This window comes from Micromonospora cynarisoli, assembly GCF_030518815.1.
Lineage (GTDB): Bacteria > Actinomycetota > Actinomycetes > Mycobacteriales > Micromonosporaceae > Micromonospora > Micromonospora wenchangensis.
This window is the reverse complement of the sequence record NZ_CP130426.1, coordinates 3,522,658-3,543,098: the sequence shown is the minus strand read 5'-3', so window position 1 is coordinate 3,543,098 and position 20,441 is coordinate 3,522,658. Positions and strand designations below refer to the sequence as shown.

The 20,441-nt window shown below is 73.3% G+C and carries 19 protein-coding genes; 15 read left to right on the top strand and 4 right to left on the bottom strand.

Features of this window, described 5'->3' with window-relative positions; all coding sequences use genetic code 11:
- The first annotated feature begins 5 nt into the window (after window positions 1–5).
- From Q2K16_RS14980 to rsrA, 3 genes are all read left to right on the top strand, one after another.
- A complete protein-coding gene (locus Q2K16_RS14980) occupies window positions 6–617 on the top strand; it encodes an alpha/beta hydrolase family protein (protein WP_302746146.1) in 612 nt (203 codons plus the stop codon).
- A 260-nt stretch (window positions 618–877) separates the two neighbouring features.
- Entirely contained in the window at window positions 878–1,699 is an 822-nt protein-coding gene (locus Q2K16_RS14975; RefSeq protein ID WP_302746145.1) for a sigma-70 family RNA polymerase sigma factor, read from the top strand.
- Window position 1,700: 1 nt separating this feature from the next.
- A complete protein-coding gene (gene rsrA / locus Q2K16_RS14970) occupies window positions 1,701–1,988 on the top strand; it encodes a mycothiol system anti-sigma-R factor (RefSeq protein WP_204926830.1) in 288 nt (95 codons plus the stop codon).
- Window positions 1,989–2,117: 129 nt separating this feature from the next.
- Here rsrA and Q2K16_RS33245 read toward each other — a convergent pair whose 3' ends face one another.
- Window positions 2,118–2,192, bottom strand: coding sequence for a 50S ribosomal protein bL37 (locus Q2K16_RS33245; protein WP_369700219.1), 75 nt, complete (start codon window positions 2,190–2,192; stop codon window positions 2,118–2,120).
- A 235-nt stretch (window positions 2,193–2,427) separates the two neighbouring features.
- On the opposite strand from Q2K16_RS33245, the gene Q2K16_RS14960 reads away from it, so the two are divergent.
- Window positions 2,428–2,643 carry a biotin/lipoyl-binding carrier protein gene (locus Q2K16_RS14960; RefSeq protein WP_302746139.1) on the top strand — a complete coding sequence of 72 codons (216 nt, stop codon included), beginning with the start codon at window positions 2,428–2,430 and terminating at the stop codon, window positions 2,641–2,643.
- A complete protein-coding gene (locus Q2K16_RS14955; RefSeq protein ID WP_302746494.1) occupies window positions 2,643–3,188 on the top strand; it encodes a GNAT family N-acetyltransferase in 546 nt (181 codons plus the stop codon). The genes Q2K16_RS14960 and Q2K16_RS14955 overlap by 1 nt, the downstream gene beginning before the upstream one ends.
- A gap of 7 nt (window positions 3,189–3,195) precedes the next feature.
- Here the strand turns inward: Q2K16_RS14955 and Q2K16_RS14950 are convergent, their stop codons facing one another.
- On the bottom strand, window positions 3,196–3,777 hold the full coding sequence (locus Q2K16_RS14950) for a TetR/AcrR family transcriptional regulator (protein WP_302746138.1): 582 nt from the start codon (window positions 3,775–3,777) through the stop codon (window positions 3,196–3,198).
- Window positions 3,778–3,893: 116 nt separating this feature from the next.
- Between Q2K16_RS14950 and Q2K16_RS14945 the strand changes: the two genes are divergently transcribed.
- Complete coding sequence (locus tag Q2K16_RS14945; protein ID WP_302746136.1) at window positions 3,894–5,483, top strand: MDR family MFS transporter; 1,590 nt, start codon at window positions 3,894–3,896, stop codon at window positions 5,481–5,483.
- Window positions 5,484–5,631: 148 nt separating this feature from the next.
- Here Q2K16_RS14945 and Q2K16_RS14940 read toward each other — a convergent pair whose 3' ends face one another.
- Window positions 5,632–7,470 (bottom strand): tetratricopeptide repeat protein, encoded by a 1,839-nt coding sequence (locus Q2K16_RS14940; RefSeq protein ID WP_302746134.1) that lies wholly within the window; start codon window positions 7,468–7,470, stop codon window positions 5,632–5,634.
- Window positions 7,471–7,658: 188 nt separating this feature from the next.
- Between Q2K16_RS14940 and Q2K16_RS14935 the strand changes: the two genes are divergently transcribed.
- The 5 genes from Q2K16_RS14935 (at window position 7,659) to Q2K16_RS14915 (ending at window position 14,711) form a co-directional block, all read left to right on the top strand.
- Window positions 7,659–8,690 carry an SIS domain-containing protein gene (locus tag Q2K16_RS14935; protein ID WP_302746493.1) on the top strand — a complete coding sequence of 344 codons (1,032 nt, stop codon included), beginning with the start codon at window positions 7,659–7,661 and terminating at the stop codon, window positions 8,688–8,690.
- Window positions 8,691–8,742: 52 nt separating this feature from the next.
- Entirely contained in the window at window positions 8,743–10,266 is a 1,524-nt protein-coding gene (locus Q2K16_RS14930) for a sensor histidine kinase (protein ID WP_302746133.1), read from the top strand.
- Window positions 10,267–10,528: 262 nt separating this feature from the next.
- On the top strand, window positions 10,529–12,181 hold the full coding sequence (locus tag Q2K16_RS14925) for a glycosyltransferase family 2 protein (protein ID WP_302746132.1): 1,653 nt from the start codon (window positions 10,529–10,531) through the stop codon (window positions 12,179–12,181).
- Window positions 12,178–13,176 carry a glycoside hydrolase family 26 protein gene (locus tag Q2K16_RS14920; RefSeq protein ID WP_302746131.1) on the top strand — a complete coding sequence of 333 codons (999 nt, stop codon included), beginning with the start codon at window positions 12,178–12,180 and terminating at the stop codon, window positions 13,174–13,176. The genes Q2K16_RS14925 and Q2K16_RS14920 overlap by 4 nt, the downstream gene beginning before the upstream one ends.
- Entirely contained in the window at window positions 13,173–14,711 is a 1,539-nt protein-coding gene (locus tag Q2K16_RS14915; protein ID WP_302746130.1) for a glycosyltransferase family 39 protein, read from the top strand. Before Q2K16_RS14920 ends, Q2K16_RS14915 begins: the two co-directional genes overlap by 4 nt.
- A 14-nt stretch (window positions 14,712–14,725) precedes the next feature.
- Here Q2K16_RS14915 and Q2K16_RS14910 read toward each other — a convergent pair whose 3' ends face one another.
- Window positions 14,726–16,405 carry a glycosyltransferase family 39 protein gene (locus Q2K16_RS14910; protein WP_302746129.1) on the bottom strand — a complete coding sequence of 560 codons (1,680 nt, stop codon included), beginning with the start codon at window positions 16,403–16,405 and terminating at the stop codon, window positions 14,726–14,728.
- Window positions 16,406–16,897: 492 nt separating this feature from the next.
- On the opposite strand from Q2K16_RS14910, the gene Q2K16_RS14905 reads away from it, so the two are divergent.
- Genes Q2K16_RS14905 through Q2K16_RS14890 form a run of 4 tightly spaced genes read left to right on the top strand, consistent with a single transcriptional unit; the run spans window position 16,898 to window position 20,341 of the window.
- Window positions 16,898–18,619: a nitrite/sulfite reductase gene (locus tag Q2K16_RS14905; protein WP_302746127.1), complete on the top strand. Its 1,722-nt coding sequence runs from the start codon at window positions 16,898–16,900 to the stop codon at window positions 18,617–18,619.
- Window positions 18,616–18,774 (top strand): IS1 family transposase, encoded by a 159-nt coding sequence (locus tag Q2K16_RS14900; RefSeq protein ID WP_141723017.1) that lies wholly within the window; start codon window positions 18,616–18,618, stop codon window positions 18,772–18,774. The genes Q2K16_RS14905 and Q2K16_RS14900 overlap by 4 nt, the downstream gene beginning before the upstream one ends.
- Window positions 18,771–19,535 (top strand): phosphoadenylyl-sulfate reductase, encoded by a 765-nt coding sequence (locus Q2K16_RS14895; RefSeq protein WP_088646003.1) that lies wholly within the window; start codon window positions 18,771–18,773, stop codon window positions 19,533–19,535. The genes Q2K16_RS14900 and Q2K16_RS14895 overlap by 4 nt, the downstream gene beginning before the upstream one ends.
- Window positions 19,517–20,341: a sirohydrochlorin chelatase gene (locus Q2K16_RS14890; RefSeq protein WP_489671886.1), complete on the top strand. Its 825-nt coding sequence runs from the start codon at window positions 19,517–19,519 to the stop codon at window positions 20,339–20,341. The genes Q2K16_RS14895 and Q2K16_RS14890 overlap by 19 nt, the downstream gene beginning before the upstream one ends.
- The last annotated feature ends 100 nt before the right edge of the window (window positions 20,342–20,441 follow it).

Here is a 20,441-nt window from a genome sequence, read left to right as displayed (position 1 = left end):
GCCGGATGCCCCGCTCCACGCAGCTCGACACCCCACGCGGCCCGGCCCGGGTCGACGCCGACCGGCCGCCCGGCCCGCCGACCTCCCTGCTCGTGCTCGGCCACGGGGCCGGCGGCTCGGTGGATGCGCCGGACCTGCTCGCCGTGCGCGACGCCGCCCGCGACGCCGGGGTGCTGGTGGCCCGGGTGACCCAGCCCTACCGGGTGGCCGGCCGCCGGGCGCCGGCCCCGGCGGGGCACCTGGACGAGGCGTGGACTGCGGTGCTGTCCGTGCTGCGCCGCCGGCACCCCGACCTGCCGCTACTGGTCGGTGGCCGGTCCAGCGGCGCCCGGGTGGCCTGCCGGACGGCCGGCGCGGTGGGGGCGGTCGGGGTGGTCGCCTTGGCCTTCCCGCTGCACCCGCCCGGCCGCCCGGAGCGCTCCCGGGCCGAGGAACTGGTCACCGGGCTGCCGACGCTGGTGGTCAACGGCGACCGGGACCCGTTCGGGGTGCCCGTCGCCGCCGGGACGGTGCAGGTGGTGGTGCGCCGTGGCGAACGTCACGACCTGCGTCAGGACCCGGCCGGGGTGGCCGCCGCGGTGCTCGCCTGGCTGCGTACGCGCCGGTGGGCCCGTTGACCGCCGCGGCGACCCGCGTCGCCGGGGCCGGTTCGCCGTGCTGGCCACCCGTTTCCGCCCCGCCGGACCCCTCGTTGCATCCGGTGGTGCCGACCTTCCGGTTCGGGTGGTCGGGACCGTCCCTCCCAGGCCCTTCCTGGTCCCAGTCCTCCGGTAGCCGACCGGGCGGGCCGGGACCAGGAGCGGGGGCCGGCGGAATGTGCGGCCGGCGCTCGGGTGTTACGACTCCCGGACGAGGAATCTGGCGAGGGGGGTGACCGGTGCCGACCGAGACACGGAGCCGGGAGCGGGACGATCGGGACGCGCGGCAGCTCAGGCGGCTGCTCGACGGCCCGGACTGGCCGGCGGTGGGGACCGGCCCCCGGGTGGTGAGCACGGGCACACCCGGCAGAACGGAAGCTGCGGACCGGTCCGTCCGCGTATCCTCGGCGGGACAGCATCCGACGCGAGGGGATGTGCGGTTGACCACCGAGAAGACGGACGAGCGCAGGGCCCGTTTCGAGCGGGACGCGATGCCCTTCGTCGATCAGCTCTACGCCGCCGGGCTGCGGATGACGCGTAACCCGGCCGACGCCGAGGATCTGGTCCAGGAGACGTACCTGAAGGCGTACGCGGCCTTCCACCAGTTCGAGCAGGGCACCAACCTGAAGGCCTGGCTCTACCGGATCCTGACCAACACCTACATCAACTCCTACCGCAAGCGGCAGCGCCAGCCCATCCAGGCGCCCACCGAGGAGATCACCGACTGGCAGCTCGCCGAGGCCGAGTCGCACACCTCCAGCGGGTTGCGGTCAGCCGAGACCGAGGCACTGGACCGGCTGCCGGACACCGACGTCAAGGAGGCACTCCAGCAGTTGCCTGAGGAGTTCCGCCTGGCCGTCTACCTGACCGATGTCGAGGGCTTCTCGTACAAGGAGGTCGCCGACATCATGGGTACGCCGATCGGCACCGTGATGTCCCGGTTGCACCGCGGGCGTCGTAACCTGCGCAAGCTGCTGGAGCGGTACGCCGCGGAGCGCGGCTTCAGCGCCGCGCAGCCCGCGAAGGGTTCGACCGCCGCCACTGCCGGTCGGGAGGTGTGACGTGAGCTGTGGAGAGCCGCACGAGACGGACTGCCGGGAAGTGCTCGCGGAGGTCTACCTCTACCTCGATCTGGAGTGCGCCGAGGAGCGCCGTTCGCTGATCCGCTACCACCTGGACGAGTGCGGGCCCTGCCTGCGCGAGTACGGCATCGAGCAGGAGGTGCGGGCGCTGGTGGCCCGGTGCTGCGGCAACGAGACCGCCCCCGACGAGCTGCGTGAGCGGCTGCGGGTACGCCTCACCGAGCTGGTGGTCTTCGAGGCCAGCGAGTCCCGCGAACTCGCCGAGTGACACCCGCACGGCGGACCGCCGTGGACGGGACGGACACGTGACGGTGGCCCGGGTCGACTCGACCCGGGCCACCGGTGTGTCCGGCGCGGGGCCGGGCCTGACGTCGCGGCGGTCGCCCGCCGGAACGGTTCAGGAGTTGGGGCGCTTGCCGTGGTTCGCGCCGCTCTTCTTACGGGCCTTCTTCTTACGGGCCTTCTTCGCCATGCTGACCTCCTCGTGATGGGTCCGACCCCTGCTGCGGTCGACCCGCGACTGCGTGCACGCCACCGGCCTTCCGGCGTCGGGTCCGACCCGATGATGCTAGTGCGGCCGTCGTGCGCCGTCGTGCGCCGGGGCGGCAGCGGTACGTCGGGGTGCGCGTGACGCTCTCCCGCCCGCGCGGGGTCGGTCCGTGATTGGATACCGACGCAGACACACCCGGTGGAGAGGGAGGGCCGTGATGGCCGAGGAGATCCGCGCCGAGATGGTGGCCAACGTGTGGAAGGTCGTCGCGTCGACCGGGGACACCGTCTCCGAGGGGGACACGCTGGTGATCCTGGAGTCGATGAAGATGGAGATCCCGGTCGTCGCCGAGTCCGACGGGGTGGTCGAGCGGCTCGCGGTCAGCGAGGGCGACGTGGTGCAGGACGGTGACCTGATCGCGGTGATCGGTTGATTCCCGGCGACCGGTCGGCCGGGCTGCTGGTCCGGCGGGCCGTACCGGCCGAGTTCCCGGCGGTGGCCCGGTTGACCGTCGCCGCCTACGAGGCCGACGGTCAGCTCAAGGGCGAGAACGGCTACGGCGGGGTGCTGGCCGACGTGGCCGGTCGGGCGGAGCACGGCGAGATCCTGGTCGCCGTCGACGGGGCGACCGGCACGGTCCTCGGCTCGGTCACCTACGTGCTGCCCGGCAGCCCGTACGCGGAGCTGTCCGGGCCGGGCGAGGCGGAGTTCCGGATGCTGGCCGTGGACCCGGCCGCCCAGGGGCGGGGCGTGGGGGTGGCGCTGGTGCGGGCCTGCCTGTCCCGGGCGGTGGCGCAGAGCTGTACGGCGATGGTCATCTGCGTCCGCAGCGGGCTCGCCGACGCCGCCCACCGGCTGTACGCGGGGCTGGGTTTCGTGCGTACCCCGCAGCGGGACTGGTCGCCGCTGCCCGGTGTCGACCTGCTCGCCCTGCGGATGGCGCTGCCCGCCGGCCCGGACCGGCCCGCCGTCGACTGAGCGTCGGTCAGCGCTCGGCCGGGGCGCCCTCCTCGATGCCGGCCAGCAGTTCGTCGGCGACCTCAAGGGCGATCTTCTTGCGTTCGTCGTCGGTGATGTCCGGGGTCCGGACGGCGAACCAGCTGCTGTGTACGGCGAACAGCACCAGCGTCGCCCGGAGCTGGGCGCGGGGGGATTCGTCGCCGAGGCAGATCGCGTCGGCGAGCTGGTACATCCGTTCGCGCATCTGCTGGCCGGCGGCGAGGCTCTTGAGCACTGTCTGGTTCTGTTCGAAGAAGCGCATCACCAGGGACTGCCCGGTGGCGAACATCATGTCGGCGTACTGGCTGACCAGTTCCCGCCGGGTGGCCCGGCTGGCGGGTTGGTCGCGGGCCCAGTCGATCAGCTCGTCCATCCGGTGCAACCGGTCCTCGACGAAGCTGTTGACGATCTCGTCCTTGCTCTTGAAGTGGTAGTAGAGGGCCGCCTTGGTGACGCCGAGCCGCTCGGCGATCTCCCGGAGCGAGGTCCTCTCGTACCCCTGCTCGGTGAAGAGCTCCAGGGCGACGGCCTGGATGCGCCCACGCGTGCCGCCTGTGCTCTGAGTCACCTGTACCTACCACCCAACTCGCTTGACGGGGTCCCGCTGTCCAACTTACCGTGCGGCTAGTAAGGTGACTAGCCGGGCGGCAAGTAAGTGCGACAGATCTCCGGGGGAGCTTACCCATGACTCAGGAAACCCAGGCGAGGGCGAAACCCAACATCCGGGTGGTGCTGTTCGGCCTCATGATCGCGATGATGCTCGCGATGCTCGACAACATGATCGTCAGCACCGCGTTGCCGCGGATCGTCAGCGAGTTCGGCGGCGTCAACCACTTCACCTGGGTGGTCACCGCGTACGTGCTGGGCACCACCGTCTCCACCCCGATCTGGGGCAAGCTCGGCGACCTCTACGGCCGCAAGGCGGTCTTCCTGACCTCGGTGGTCATCTTCCTGATCGGCTCGGCGCTGTGCGGGATGTCCGGTTCGGAGATGCTGGGCGGCACCGGCAACGGGATGGTCGAGCTGATCGCCTTCCGGGCGGTGCAGGGGCTGGGCGCCGGCGGTCTGATGGTCGGCGTGATGGCGATCATCGGTGACCTGGTGCCGCCGCGTGAGCGGGGCCGCTACCAGGGCATGATCGCCGCCATCATGGCGGTCGCCATGGTCGCCGGCCCGCTGGTCGGTGGCTTCATCACCGACAACCTCTCCTGGCGCTGGGCGTTCTACGTCAACCTGCCGCTGGGTGGCCTCGCGCTGCTGATCCTGGCCACCACCATGCACCTGCCGAAGTACCGCACCGAGCACCGGATCGACTGGCTGGGCGCGGGGCTGCTCTCCGTCGGCATCACCGCGATCGTCCTGATCACCACCTGGGGCGGCAACGAGTACGACTGGGCCTCCGCGCAGATCTTCGGCCTCGCCGCGCTGGCCCTGGTCAGCCTGGTGGCCTTCGGCATCGTCGAACGGCGGGTCGTCGAGCCGATCCTGCCGCTCGGCCTCTTCGCCAACCGCAACTTCGCGCTGATCTCGGTGATCGGCTTCCTGCTCGGCTTCGCCATGTTCGGCGCGATGAACTTCCTGCCGCTCTACCAGCAGACCGTGCAGGGTGCCTCGGCCACCAACAGCGGCCTGCTCCTGCTCCCGCTGATGTTCGGCATGCTGGTGGTGTCGCTGGTGGTCGGCCGGACCATCACCAGGACCGGCCGCTACCGGATGTTCCCGATCGTCGGCGGCGTGGTGATGGCCGTCGGCATGGCGTTGCTGTCCCTGCTGAAGGTCGACACCGGCAAGGTCGAGTCCTCGCTCTACATGCTGGTCCTCGGTGCCGGCATGGGCTTCCTGATGCAGACCTCGATGCTGATCGCGCAGAACAGCGTGGAGCAGAAGGATCTCGGCGCGGCCAGCGGCGCGGCCACCTTCTTCCGCTCCATCGGAGGTTCGTTCGGCATCTCGCTGTTCGGCGCGATCTTCGCCAACCGGCTCGCCGACTCGCCGGCCGGCAGCGCGTTCGCCGGTGGCACGGGCGAGGGCCGGGGGATGGACCTGGAGAAGCTCAAGGAGCTGCCGGCGCAGGTGCGCGAGGTGGTCCTCGGCGGACTCTCCGACGCCATCTCGCACGTCTTCTTCTGGGCGACCATCATCACGATCGCCGTGCCGGTGCTCGCCTGGTTCATCCGGGAGATCCCGCTCCGCACGGCGAACGCCGTCCCGCCGCCGGACGCCAGCGGCGAGGAGCAGGCCGAGGTCGCCCTCGGCAAGGCCCCGGTCTCCTGACCCGGTCCCGTCCGACGCGGCCGGTCCGTCCCCACCAGGGGTACGGGCCGGCCGCGCCCGTCGTGCCCGCCTCCGTGATCGACTCGCCGGGGTCGATGTTGCGGCATCAACCCGCTCGGATACCGCTACCTCGGCCCCGGTGAGTCGATCAAGCCGGGTGAGGGCCGGGGCGGCGGCGGGCCAGGGCGGTGAGGCGACGCCAGGCACGGGCCAGCCGGCCGGTCCGGTGGGCCCCGGCCGGGGTGGCGAGCAGCCGGTGAGCCAGCGCGGTGGTGTCCGGGGCCACGGCCGGGGCGGCCAGCGCCAGGTGGGCCAGGGAGACGGCGATCGGCACCGGCCGGCTCTGCGCCACGGCCGCCACGTCGGCGAGCCGCTCGGCCACCAGCCCGGCCACGTCGGGGCGTACCGTCGGGTCGACCCAGGCGGCGGTGACCAGGGCGAACAGCGCCGCCTCGGTGATCCAGTCCTCGACGCCCCAGATCAGCTCCACCAGCACCCGACGACGGGTCGAGGTCGCCCACGGCTCGTCGGTGCGGTGGTGCAGCAGGCCGAGGCAGGCCCAGACCTGCACGCAACGGACCCACAGCGGCGGGTCCTGACCGCTGAGCACCCGACCCAGCGCGGTCGGTGGCGCGTCGGGCGGGTGCACCAGCAGGCCCAACAGGTCGGCCAGGTCCAGGGTGGCCAGCCCGACCGCCGCGTCGTACGCGGCCGGCGGGTGCGGCCAGGCGGGGTGGGCCAGGTGGCGTACCCGCTCGGCGGCGACCGGGGACGGGGTCGGCAGGGCCGGCGAGGCCGTGGTGCCCTCGTAACGCCAGAGCCGGTAGCCGGTGGCCCGACGCGGCTCGCGAGGGTCCGGCTCGGCCACCCCGGTCACCTCGACGTGCAGACCGGGTACGGCGGCGACCGTACGCATCGCGCTCGGCGGTTCCGGGGTCGTCAGGCGTACCGCCGCGTCGGGGAAGCCGTCGGCGGCGAGCGCGCGGCGCAGCGCGTCGACCGTCGCGCCGGTCGCCGGGGTGACCTGCCCCAGCCAGGGGCGTCCCCGGCAGGACTCGGCGAGGTCGGTGTGCTCGTGGCTGTCGTCCGGGTGGTCCCGGGTGAAGTCGGCGAGGTCGACCAGGTGCGCCACGTCGCCGTCGCGCAGGAACCGCAGCCGGTGCGCGGTGTGCACCGCGCAGTCGAAGGTCGGGTCGCGGGCCAACGCCCGGTCGGTCCAGCCGAGGGCCTCGTCGAGCCGGCCGTGGTCGGCCAGGGTGCCGGCGATGTCGGCGTAGACGGCGAGGTCGTCGGGGTCGTGCCCGACGGCCCGTTCCAGCGCGGCCAGGGCGTCGCGGGTCCGCCCGGCGCTGCGGTAGGCGTACCCGAGCCAGACCTCGCCGAGCTTGGACGGTGCCTCGCGTACCCCCCGGCTGGCCCAGGTGACCGCGAGGGTGACCGCACCGAGCCGGCGGGCCAGCGCGGACGCCGCGCCGAGCAGCAGCGCGTGCCGGGGGTGCGCGGCGACCGCGTGCCGGGCCAGGGTGAGGTACGGCGTCAGGGGCGCCCGCCCGGCGCGGGGGACCGGGTCGGGCACCGCGGCGCAGACCTGCATCAGGATCCGGGCGCAGCGGTCCGGGTCGAGCCGTTGCGCCAGCTCGGGGGCGGTGACCCAGGGCACCCCGGCCCAGTCGACGGCGGGGGCGTGGCCGGTGGCGGCGACCAGCAGGTCGAGCCCCTCGGCCGGGCGGCCGGCGGCGGCGAGCAGGTGGGCGCGGGCGACGACGGCGCCGACGTGTGCCCGCTGGCCGAGCGGGAAGAGGTCGAGGTCACCGCCCGAGGCGGCGGCGATCCGGGTGAGCGTCTCGTGCGTGTCGGGCAGGGTCGGTGCCAGCACCAACGCGGCGGCGAGGTGGTCGGCGGCGTGGGCCAGGTCGCCCTCGTCGAGCGCGAGCCGGGCGAGGGCGAGTTCCTCGGCCGCGGTCAACGCGGGTGGCTCCTCCGACACGTCGGCCTCTCGCTAGCAGGGGGTTGCCAGGGCTGGGCAAGCGTAGGGGATAGCGGCAACCGGTGCCGATCTTCTGCGCGTTAGTGCTCGGTGGATTGTCTCCATCGGCAGAATCGTGCAAGACTGAACATGAAACGCGCGGCGATCGCGCAGCGAGGGGAGTCTCCGTGACGCAGCCAGGGGCCGGGATGGCCGCCGACATCGCCGAGCAGCCGGCCGGTTACGCGCGGCTGCTCTCCACCGAGCCCGCCGCGGCGATCGCCCGGGTCGCGGCGGCCGTCGCGCGACGGCGTCCCCGACACGTGGTCTTCACCGCCCGGGGCACCTCCGACCACGCGGCCCTCTACGGGGCGTACCTGACCGAGATCCGGCTCGGGCTGCCCGCCGGGCTCGCCTCGCCCAGCGCGGTCACCGTCTACGGGGCCCGCCCCGACCTCTCCGACGCGCTCGTCGTCGGGGTCAGCCAGAGCGGCGGCTCACCCGACCTGACCGAGGTGCTGCGCACCGCCCGCGACGCGGGCGCGCTCACCCTGGCCGTCACCAACAACCCCGACTCCCCGCTGGCGCAGACCGCCGAGCTGGGCGTCGACATCGCCGCCGGGCACGAGCGGGCGGTCGCCGCCACCAAGACGTACACCGCCGAGCTGCTCGCCCTGCTGCTGCTGGTGGAGGGCATCCGGGCCGGGGACGGCGCGCTGCCGGCCGACCAGCGGGCCGACCTGGAACGCCTCCCCGAGCTGGCCGAGCGCACCCTCGCCGACCCCACCCCGACCCAGCTCGCCCCGCGCTACCGGTTCGCCGGCCAGCTCGTCACCACCGGCCGGGGGTACGCGTACCCGACCGCCCGGGAGGCGGCGCTGAAGCTGATGGAGACGTCCTACCTGCCGGCGCTGGCCTTCTCCGGCGCCGACCTGCTGCACGGTCCGCTGGCGATGACCGACCCGGACGTGCCGGTGCTGGCCGTGGTCGGCTCCGGCCCCGGCGGCCGGTCCATGGGTGAGGTGCTGCCCCGCCTGGGCGAGCGGCGGGCCGACGTGGTGGTGGTCGGCTCGGCCGAGGTCGAGGGGGCCACCCGGATGGCGGTGCCGGAGGTCGACGAGCGGTACGCCCCGCTGCTGGACATCCTGCCGTTGCAGCGCCTCGCCCTCGCCCTGGCGCTGGCCCGGGGTGAGGACCCGGACGCCCCACGCGGGCTGAAGAAGGTCACCGCGACGATGTGAGCCGCGCCGGCCAGCGGGACGGCGTCGGGGTGGGCGTGGCACGCTGTGTCTCGTGTCCACGCTGCGCGACCTCGCCGAGGAGCACACCCAGCTCCGCCCGGCCGACATCGACCACCTCCACCGGATCGCCGGCGACTGGCAGCTGCTGTCCGACCTGTCCTTCGCCGACCTGCTGCTGTGGGTGCCGGTGGACGCCGACGGCACGTTCCTCTGCGTCGCCCAGGTCCGCCCGACGACCGCCCCGACCGCCTACCTGGACGACCAGGTGGGCCGGATCGTGGGCGGGCCGGAGGTCGCCCACCTGGAGGTCGCGTACCGGCAGGGCCGGATCTGGCGGGAGGGCGACCCGGTCTGGTACGGCGACGTGCCGGCCCGGCACGAGGCGATCCCGGTGCGGCTGCGGACCGCCGACGGGGAGGCCGGCGAGGTGATCGCGGTGGTCGGCCGGGACACCAACCTGTCCACCGCCCGCACCCCCAGCCAGCTGGAGCTGAACTACCTCACCACCGCCGACGACCTGGCCCAGATGATCGCCGACGGCACCTTCCCGCCGCCCCGCCACCCGGGCGAGACCACCTCCGCTCCCCGGGTCGGCGACGGGCTGGTCCGGCTCGACGCGGGCGGCAAGGTCACCTACGCCAGTCCGAACGCGCAGTCGGCGTACCGCCGGTTGGGGTACGCCTCCCACCTGGTGGGTGAGGACCTGGCGAAGCTGCACCGCCGGCTGGCCAGCGACCCGCTCGACGGCACCGAGGCGGCCAACGGCATCCTCGCCGCGTTGCGCGGCGAGGGCCCGCCACGCCGGGAGATCGACGCCCGGGGGGCGACGATGCTCACCCGGGCGCTGCCGCTGATGCCCGCCGGGGTGCCGATCGGCGCACTGGTCCTGGTCCGCGACATCACCGAGGTACGCCGCCGCGACCGGGCGCTGATCACCAAGGACGCCACCATCCGGGAGATCCACCACCGGGTGAAGAACAACCTCCAGACCGTCGCCGCCCTGCTGCGCCTCCAGGCCCGCCGGGTCGCCATGCCGGAGGCCCGGGTCGCCCTGGAGGAGTCGGTACGCCGGGTCGCCTCCATCGCCCTGGTGCACGAGACGCTCTCCATGTCCAGCGACGAGGCGGTCGAGTTCGACGGGATCGTCGACCGGGTGGCGAGCGCGGCGACCGAGGTGGCCGCGACCGAGGTGAGCGTCGGGATGCGTCGTACCGGCAGCTTCGGGGTGCTGCCCGCCGAGATCGCCACCTCGCTGGTGATGGTGCTCAACGAGTTGCTGCTCAACGCCGTCGAGCACGGCTTCCCGCCGGCCGAGGAGGGCGACGAGGCGGTCGAGCCGGCGACCCGGCCCGAGGTGGTCGTCTCGGCGCACCGGCAGCGCAAGCAGTTGCACGTCTCGGTGACCGACAACGGGCGCGGGCTGCCGGCCGAGTTCGACGCCGACCGGGGTGGGCGGCTCGGGTTGCAGATCGTCCGGGCCCTGGTGACCGGGGAGTTGCGGGGCAGCATCGAGTTGCGTCCCGGCCCGACGGGTGGCACCGAGGCGGTGCTGGTGCTCCCGCTGGCGAAGGGCTGATGACGGTCGGCGACGCGCCGGTTTCCCACCGGTGACGTTCCGGTGAATGTGAGTAGTGCTACGCACGATCTGCGGCCCGGTGGGGCTTTCGATCGATTCGGGGGCATTGACACCTTGCGGCCGACTGAATAGTTTTCTATCTCCACCTTCAAGCAGACACGGCCAGCTCACCGTGCCCGGCTTCCTGGACGCGTCCGGCGACCCATCCCGCTCGCACTGCCGGGAGGGCCGTGCGGCCCGGCGAGCGGGGGAGACGAAAGCGATGACCTCACCGCCTGCGGTCGATCCGGCCGCGGTGCTGTCGCCGACCGCCGAGTTCCGGGTGCCGCGGCAGGTGTCGAAGTGGGCCCCGCGCAGGACCGCCGACGCGCCGCACCGGCCCGCGTACGCCCCGGTGCCGTTGCCGCCGACGGACGCCGAGATGGTCTCCTACCGCAAGCGGCGACTGGCCGCGCTGATGGTGCCGTCACTGGTCAGCTTCGGCTGCCTGATCACCAGCCAACTGCTGTTCGTCCGGCTCGCCCCGTGGCTGTGGCTGCTCGCCCCGCTGCTGTTCTTCACCGTCGCCTACTACCTGATCTCGCTCGCGGTCAACCTGTTCACCCCCGGCTTCGACCTGGCCCGGCACCAGGAACTGGTCCGCACCTGGCGGCCGGCCCGGTACCCGAGCGTCGACGTCTTCCTGCCGGTCTGCGGCGAGCCCCCGCACGTGCTGCGCAACACCTGGGAGCACGTGCGGGCGATGGGCCGCCACTACCGGGGCGAGGTCACCGTCTACGTGCTCGACGACTCGCCCAACGAGGCGATGGAACGGATGGCGCTCGCCTTCGGCTTCGTCTACCAGCGGCGACCCAACCGGGGCTGGTTCAAGAAGGCCGGCAACATGCGGTACGCCTTCGAACGCACCATGAGCGACTTCATCCTGGTCCTCGACGCCGACTTCGTCCCGCGCAGGGACATGCTCGACCAGATGCTGCCCTGGTTCGACGCCGAGCCGAAGGCGGGCATCGTGCAGTCGCCGCAGTACTTCCGGGTGCACCTGGGGCAGACCTGGGTGGAGCGCGGGGCCGGGGCGGTGCAGGAGCTGTTCTACCGGTCGGTGCAGGTGTCCCGGCAGGCCCACGACTCGGCGATCTGCGTGGGCAGCTGCGCCGTCTACCGCCGCGACGCGCTGTTCTCCATCGGCGGGTCCACCCTCATCGAGCACTCCGAGGACGTGCACACCGGCTTCGACCTGCGGATGAAGGGGTGGAACCTGCGCTACATCCCGGTCGTGCTCGCCGCCGGGCTCTGCCCGTCGGACGTGGACTCGTTCTTCACCCAGCAGTACCGCTGGTGCGCCGGCTCGATGAGCCTGCTCGGGTCGAGGAAGTTCTGGTCGACGAAGCTGCGGCTGCGGGCCCGGCTCAGCTACCTCTCCGGCTTCTGCTACTACCTGCACACCGGGCTGTTCACCTTCGTCGCGCCGGTCATCCCGGTGCTGATGCTGACCGTGTTCGCGCACCAGATCGCGATCGCCAACTACCTGCTGATCCTGCCCAGCGTGGTCTACAACCTGATCATCTTCCCGTTCTGGCACCGCAACCGGTACGGCCTGGAGAGCTGGACGGTCAAGATGATCTACGGCTGGGCGCACGCCTTCGCCATCATCGACATCGTCCGGGGCCGGCGGATGGGCTGGCAGCCCACCGGCGGCACCGCCAAGAAGAGCAAGACCAGGCGGCTGTGGACCGGCATGAAGGTCTGGACCGCCGGCAGCGGCCTGGTCTGGGCCGGCGTCGCCGGGTGGCGGATGCTCGTCGAACCCGAACCGTGGATCTTCGTACCGGCCCTGCTCAGCGCGGTCTTCTACCTGGCCATCGTCGGGCAGGCGCTGCTGGTCGACCCGGAGCGCGACGTCGAGGTCGTCAGGTGAGGACGAAGTACCTGGTCACCTTCATGCTGGTGCTCGCGCTGGCGTTCACCGAGTTCGCCGTGCTGCGCCGGGTGGACATCCGGGTCGCCGGGTCCGCCGGCGGGCCGGGCGGGGTCGCCGCCACCGAGGAACAGATCCCGGCGTACGACGTCACCGCGCTGAAGTCACCCAGGGGCAAGTACCTCGGCGTCACCGTGGCCGGCGGCGCCGAGATGGAGCGGGTCCGAACGTTCGCCGGCGAGACCGGCAAGACGCCCAACCTGGTGGCGATCTTCGAGAGCTTCGACGACAGATTCGCCGCCAGCGAGGTCCGCGAGCTGCACAACTACGGCGCGCTGGCGGTGATCCGCTGGGAGCCGTACGACGTGCCGCTGCGGGACATCGCCGCCGGCAGGCACGACGCGTACGTCAAGGAGTTCGCCGCCGCCGTCCGTACCCTCAACCTGCCGATCGCGCTCACCTTCGCCCACGAGATGAACGGGCACTGGTACTCCTGGGGGACGAAGAAGACCACCGCCGCCGAGTACGTCGCCGCCTGGCGGCACCTGCACGACATCTTCACCCAGCAGGGCGCCACCAACGTGATCTGGACGTGGACCCCGAACGTCGTCAACTACCTGCGCAAGGTCAGCATCAGAGCGCTCTACCCCGGGGACGCCTACGTCGACTGGGTCGGCATGGACGGCTACTACACCAACCGGGGCCCCAAGACGTTCCAGGACCTCTTCGTCCCCACCATCACCCAGATCCGCACCTTCACCAGGCGTCCGCTGCTGATCGTGGAGACCGGGGCCGAACCGAGCAGCCGCCGACCCGCCCAGATCACCGACCTGCTCACCAACGTGGCCCGACGCAGGGACCTCCTCGGGGTGGCGTACTTCAACATCAACGGCTCCGGGAAGTGGAACCTCGACCGGGACGACGCCGCCCTGCGCGCGTTCCGCCGGGCTGCCGCCAAGGACACCTTCGGCTTCGACATCAGGACCGTGAAGTGACCGCGCCGACGGTGCGGTGGACCGGGCAGGCCGATCCGGCGGAGGTCACCGGCACCGCCGTACCCCGGCGGGCGGCGGGCCGGGGCGGCGGCTGGTGGGCGCTGCTGCCGACAGTCGTCGCGCTCGGCCTCGGCTGGTGGCGGTTGGACGCCCGGGACCTGTGGAACGACGAACTGGTCACCTGGCACGTCACGACGCTGTCGGTGGAGCAGTTCCGGATGCTGGTCGGCAACATCGACCTGGTGCACGCCGGCTACTACCTGGTCATGTCGGCGCTGACCACGGTGACCGGGGACTCGACGACCGCCCTGCGGCTGCCGTCGGTGCTCGCGGTCGGGCTCACCGCCGGGCTGGTCACCCTGATCGGGCGGCGACTCTTCGACACCCCGGTCGGGGTGCTGGCCGGCCTGGTCCTCGCCCTGCTGCCCACCGTCTCCCGGTACGCCCAGGAGGCCCGCTCGTACGCCCTGGTCACCCTGGCGGCGGTGGCGGCCACCTGGCTCTTCCTCCGCGCTGTCGATCGGCCGACCCGGGGCCGCTGGTGGGCGTACGGCGTGCTGCTGGTGCTGGTCGGCTGGCTGCACTTCGTCGCGCTGCTGGTGGTGCTCGCGCACCTGTTCCACCTGTGGCGGTCGGTGCCCGGCGAGGAACCCCGGTGGCGGTGGGCGGCGTCCACCGGCATCGCCGGGCTGTTCGTCCTGCCGGTGCTGATCCTCGGCAGCCGGCAGTCCGGGCAGATCTCCTGGGTCGAGAACGACGGCGACGCCGTGCTCCGTTTCCTGGCGAACCTGACCGGCACGACGGCCACGTTGGCGCTGGTCGCGGCGCTCGCCGTGCTCGCGGTGGCGGTCGCCGGCCCACGCTGGCGGGCCACGGTGCCGATGCTGCTGATCTGGGCCGTGCTGCCCCCGGTCGCCGGCTACCTCACCGCCGGCATGCTGCATCTCTTCCTGGCCCGGTACTTCCTGTTCACCGTCCCGGCGTGGGCGCTGCTCGCCGCGTTCGCCGTCTGCCGCACCGCGCGGCTGGCGACCCGGGAGCGGGTGCCGGCGGCCTGGCTGGCCGGCGCGCTGGTGCTGCTGCCGGTGCTGGTCTGGCAGACCCTGCCGGCCCAGGAGCGGGTCCGCTCCAACGAGGCCGACGGCCAGCCCCGTTACCTCGACGCGGTCCGCTACCTCGGCACCCAGGTCGAGCCGGGCGACGGGGTCGCGTACAACGACGGGTTCGGTGGCTCCAGCGACGTGGCCCGCAAGGCCACCGACTACGGCCTGCGCGACCAGGGGCACCCCCGGGACGTCTTCGTGGCCGTACCGGCCCGGCAGACCGGTTGGCTGACCGCCCGCGAGTGCCCGGCCCCGCTGCCCTGCCTCGGGGACACCAGGCGGATCTGGCTGGTGGAGACCGGCCACCTCGACGACCCGCTGGCCGGGCTGCCGCCGGCCCGGGAGGCCCTGCTGCGGCAGCGCTTCCTGATCCGGCACGTCGAACGGTTCGACCGGGTCCGGGTGGTCCTGCTGGAGCGCAAACCGGCCTGACCGGGGCGGCGCGGTCAGCGGTGCCGGGTGAGCAGCGCCACCGTCACCCCCGCGCGGGGGTGGACCTGCGCGACGGTGAACCCGGCCCGCAGCGCGTCGCCCTTGTCGCCCGGCACGGCGGCGAGCGGGTCGTCGTGCCGCCCGGCGACCACCAGCCAGACCCGGTCCACGCCGGCCAGGCACCCGGCGGGCCGGTCGCACTCGCGGACCCACAGGTCGGCCCGGTCCCGCCGCCCCTCGGCCGCCAGCACGTCCCGGGGCCGTGGCCCGTCCGCAGCCCGGTCGCCGGCGATGCGGGGCAGGTGGTAGTCGATGCCGAGGTCGAGGAAGAGCCACCCGTCGCGGGGCGCGTAGACCACCGCGTCGCCGGGCCGCTGGCCGGCGGCGATCACGGTCGCCGCCCCCCGGTAGTCGACGGTCGCGCTGCGCGGCCAGCCGTGGCTGTGCCGTACCGCCGCCTGGTCGGGCAGCCCGAGCAGCGCGGCGAGCGCCACCACCGCCGACCCCGCCCCCACCGGCCGGGCCAGGGCGCGCGCCGGTCGGGTCCGCGTCCGGCCCGCCGGCGGTGCGGGGCCGGCCAGGGCGGCACCGGCGAGCAGGCAGGCGAAGGGCACCGTGAAGAACAGGTACCGCGGCACCCAGAGGGGCACGGCCAGCGCGGCGGCGAAGACCAAAAGCACCGGCAGCAGGACGCAGAGGCCGGGCAGCAGGCCCCGCCACCCCGAGCGGGTCGCCCCGAGCGCGGCGAGCCCGACGAGCACGCCACCCACCACGCCGCTCTGCGCCAGCGCGCCCGGCAGGGCCGCCAGGTCCGCCAGCCGGGCCGCGGCGACCCAGTCGAGCTGGTGGGACCGCTGCCGCTGCGCCGTGACCAGCAGCGGCACCAGCAGCACCACGGCGGCCGACACGGCCAGCAGCCACCCCCGCAGCCGCCGGTCCACCCACCTCCCACCCGTCCCGCCGGCACCGGTCGCACCGTCGTCGACGCGGGCGTCGCGGCGGCGGCTGTCCCGGCAGGGCGCGTCGTGGGAACGGGCGTCACGCAGGCGGGTGCCCTGGGGACGCGCCTGGCGCTGGACGGTCAGCACCGCCAGGGCGTGCGCGGCGAGCAGACCCAGGGCGAGCAGGTGGGCCAGGCCGAGCCCGACGACGGCCGCCGCGTAGCCGGCCCAGCGCAGCCGACCGGGACGGTCCAGGGCACCGACCAGCAGCACGGTGGCCAGCACGGCGAGCAGGGTCACCAGCGCGTAGGGCCGGGCCTCCTGCGCGTACCGGGAGGTCCCCGGCAGGACCGCGAAGAGCAGGCCGGCGAGCAGGCCGGCGGGCGCCCCGAACAACCGCCGCCCGAGTACGCAGGTGAGGCCGGCCGCCCCCGCCATCGCCAGCACCGAGGGCAGCCGCAGCGCGGCCACGGAGTCGCCGAACACTCCGGTCCAGCCGTGCACCACCAGGTAGTACGCCCCGGTCGCCGCGTCGACGGTACGGGTGAGCCGGAACAGGTCCCCGACCGGTCGGGTGGCCGCGCTCCAGGTGGCCAGTTCGTCACGCCAGGGTTGGGCCCGGCTGAGCCCCGAGCCGCCGGCGACCAGGGTGACCAGCAGCGGAACCGCCCAGACCGCCGACCCCGCCGGTGACGGTGCGCGGGAACGCGGGTGCGCAGCCGACTGCCCACCCGAATGCCCTGTTCCGGACATTTTCCCCACGAATCGAGGGTCTCACACCCGACCCGGCGACACCGCCGGAGCCCGAGGTGACCAGACTGCCCGCCCTTGATCGACTCATGTGGGTCGATGTTGCGGTGTCGCTCCGGCCGGATACCCCTTTTCGCGCCCACTGACGGCCGCCCAGCCATCGGCTCACCGGCCGCCGCGCGACCCCGTGACGGTGGGGATGCGGCCCGTGATGTGGGATGCCGCACGCGGTCATTGGCCGGTCTGAGCTGGGTGTGCGAGCATGGCTGCATGACCGCCGCTGTCGTCCGCCGCTTCGTGGCACGCCGCCACGTCGACTACGGCCGCGTGCGCAGCGCGATCTGTCCGGCCCACTGACGACGCCCGACCCATCCGTCTCGGGCGCGTACTCTGCGCCGGCCGTTCCGACACCGTTGTCCTCGGCCCTTCCAGGGCCGGCCGCCGCCGCGTCCGCGCTCCCCCCGAGGCACCGCAGAGACAACGGAGGACGCCGCGATGGCGGTCAGCAGCACCCCGGCCCGTCCCGGGACCCCGACGGCCACCGCCGTTCCCGCCACCCGTGCCCCCCGCCGTCCCCGTGGCGAGGGACAGTGGGCGCTCGGCCACCGCGAGCCGCTCAACCCCAACGAGCGGATCAAGAAGGACGACGACCCGCTGAACGTCCGGGCCCGGATCGAGAACATCTACGCCCACGGCGGGTTCGCCTCGATCGACCCGCAGGACCTGCGTGGCCGGTTCCGCTGGTGGGGCCTCTACACCCAGCGCAAGGCCGGCATCGACGGCGGGCGCACCGCCGTGCTGGAGCCGCACGAGCTGGAGGACGAGTTCTTCATGCTCCGGGTCCGAGTCGACGGCGGTCAGCTCTCCCTGGCCCAGCTCCGGGTGATCGCCGACATCTCCCGGGAGTTCGCCCGGGACACCGCCGACATCACCGACCGGCAGAACATCCAGTACCACTGGATCAGGGTCGAGGACATGCCGGAGATCTGGCGTCGGCTGGAGTCGGTCGGCCTGCAGACCACCGAGGCGTGCGGCGACTGCCCCCGGATCGTGCTGGGCAGCCCGGTCGCCGGGGTGGCCGAGGACGAGGTGCTCGACCCGACCCCCGCGCTCGACGAGATCGTCAGGCGTTACGTCGGCGACAAGGCGTACTCGAACCTGCCCCGGAAGTTCAAGACCACGATCTCGTGGCTGGTCGACACGCCGTACGAGGCCAACGACATCGCCTTCCTCGGGGTCGAGCACCCGGAGCACGGCCCCGGCTTCGACGTCTGGGTCGGCGGCGGCCTGTCCACCAACCCGATGCTGGCCAAGCGGCTCGGCGTCTGGGTGCCGCTGGCCGAGGTGCCGGACGTCTGGGCGGGCGTGGTCGGCATCTTCCGCGACTACGGCTACCGCCGGCTGCGTAACCGGGCCCGGTTGAAGTTCCTGGTGGCCGACTGGGGCGTGGAGAAGTTCCGCGAGGTGCTGGAGAAGGAGTACCTGGGGCGTACCCTGCTCGACGGCCCGGCCCCGCAGCTGCCCGACAAGCCGGTCGACCACATCGGCGTGCACCGGCAGCGTGACGGGCGCAACTACGTCGGGGCCGCCCCGGTGGTCGGGCGGGTCTCCGGCGGGCAGTTGGCCAAGCTCGCCGACGTGGTCGAGGCGCACGGCAGCGACCGGGTGCGGCTCACGCCGTACCAGAAGCTGCTCGTGCTGGACGTGCCGCCGGCGCGGACCGAGTCCCTGGTGGACGAGCTGCGCGGGATCGGCCTGGAGGCCCGGCCGTCGGCCTGGCGGCGCGGCACCATGGCCTGCACCGGCATCGAGTTCTGCAAGCTGGCCATCGTCGAGACCAAGGCGCGCGGCGAGGAACTGGTGGCTCGGCTGGAGGAGCGGCTGCGCGACTTCGACGCGGACATCTCCATCCACATCAACGGCTGCCCGAACGCCTGCGCCCGCACCCAGGTCGCCGACATCGGCCTCAAGGGTCAGCTGGTGGTCGGCCCCGACGGCCGGCAGGTGGAGGGCTTCCAGGTGCACCTGGGCGGCGGGTTGGGCATGGCCCAGGGGCAGACCGCCGGGTTCGGCCGCAAGCTGCGCGGCCTGAAGACCACCGCCGACGAGCTTCCCGAGTACGTGGAACGACTGGCCCGCCGCTACCTGGCCGGCCGGACCGAGGGCGAGACGTTCGCCAACTGGGTGATCAGGGTCGACGAGGAGGAACTCCGATGAGCGAAACCCGATCCGCGCCGCTGCACTGCCCGTACTGCGGCGAAGAGGACCTGCGGCCGAACGAGGCCGGACACGGCGCCTGGGAGTGCCACGCCTGCGCCCGGGTCTTCACCGTCAAGTTCAACGGCCTGCTGAGTCGGGCGGTGACCCGGTGACCGGGCTGCTCTCCGCCACCGGCCTGGGCCTGGTCGGCCCCGGTGGCCCGCGGACGGCCGACCCGGCCCGTCGTGACCCGGCCGAGCTGCGGGCGCTGGCCGAGCGGGCCGGCCGCGAGTTGGAGGGTGCGCCGGCGCTGGAGATCGCCAGGTGGGCGGCCGACACCTTCGGCGACCGGTTCTGCGTGACCAGCTCGATGGCCGACGCCGTGCTGGCCCACCTGGTGTCCCGGGTCGCCCCCGGGGTGGACGTGATCTTCCTGGACACCGGGCTGCACTTCCCGGAGACGCTGCGGGTCCGCGACGAGGTGGCCCGCCGGTTGCCGGTGAACGTGCGTTCGATCCGGCCCCGGCAGACCGTCGGCCAGCAGGACGGCGAGTACGGCCCCCGGCTGTTCAACCGCTCCCCGGACGACTGCTGCCAGCTGCGCAAGGTCGAGCCGTTGGAGCGGGCCCTGTCCGGGTACGACGCCTGGGCCGCCGGGCTGCGCCGGGACGAGTCGCCGACCCGGGCGAACACGCCGGTGGTGACGTTCGACCCCCGACGCGGCAAGGTGAAGGTGAACCCGATCGCCGCCTGGTCCCAGGCCGACGTGGACTCCTACATCTCCCGCTACGACATCCCGGTCAACGAGCTGCTCAGCCGGGGTTACGGCTCGGTCGGCTGCTGGCCGTGCACCCGCCGGACCAGAGCGGGGGAGGACCCCCGGGCCGGCCGCTGGGCCATGTTCGAGAAGACCGAGTGCGGCCTGCACGTCTGACCGGGCCGGAGCACGCCCCGACTCCCGGCGCTTCGACGCGGGCCGGAGCCGGGGTGCCGGTGGTGCTGGTGGCGCACGGCAGCCGGGACCCCCGGGCGGCGGCGGCGACCCGGGCGCTGGCAGGTGCCGTCGGTGCCGCCCGTCCCGGTACGCCGGTGCTGCCCAGTTGGCTCGACCACACCGACCCGGGGCCGACGGAGGTGCTGCGGGGTCTGGCCGCCGACGGTCACCGTACGGCCGTCGTGGTGCCCCTGCTGCTCACCGCCGCGTACCACCGGCGGGTGGACGTCCCGGCGGCGGTGGCGGCGGCCCGGCAGGCCGCTCCCGGGCTAACGGTACGGGTCACCGACGTGCTAGGGCCGGCCGACGGGACGGTGGACGCGGGGTTGCTGGCCGGGCTGGGCCGCCGGCTGGAGCAGGCGTGGCCGGGGGCGGTGGACGCGTTGGTGCTGGCGGCGGCGGGCACCCGGGACGCGCGGGCCCGCGGGTCGGTGGGGCGGGTCGCCGCCGCCCTCACCGCCCGGTACGCGGTGCCCTGCACGGTGGCGTACGCCTCGGCGGCACCGCCGACGGCCGACGTGGCGGTGGCCCGGCTGCGGGCGGCCGGTGCGCGACAGGTGGCGGTGGTGACGTACTTCCTCGCGCCGGGGCTGTTCCACGACGCGGTGGTGGCGGCGGCGGAGCGGGCCGGGGCGGTGGCCGTCAGCGCCCCGTTGAACGACTCCCCGGATCTGGTGGATCTGGTGCTGCGCCGGGTCGACACGTCGAGTGACCGGAGTCACTCAGACGTTCATTACCCTCAGTAATTGTCTCGCGACAACGCATTGACGAATTTGATCACGGGGAGTGCGGACAGCAGAACGCCCCGGGCGGGCGGACCCGGCCGGGGCGAACAGCGTGTGTGAT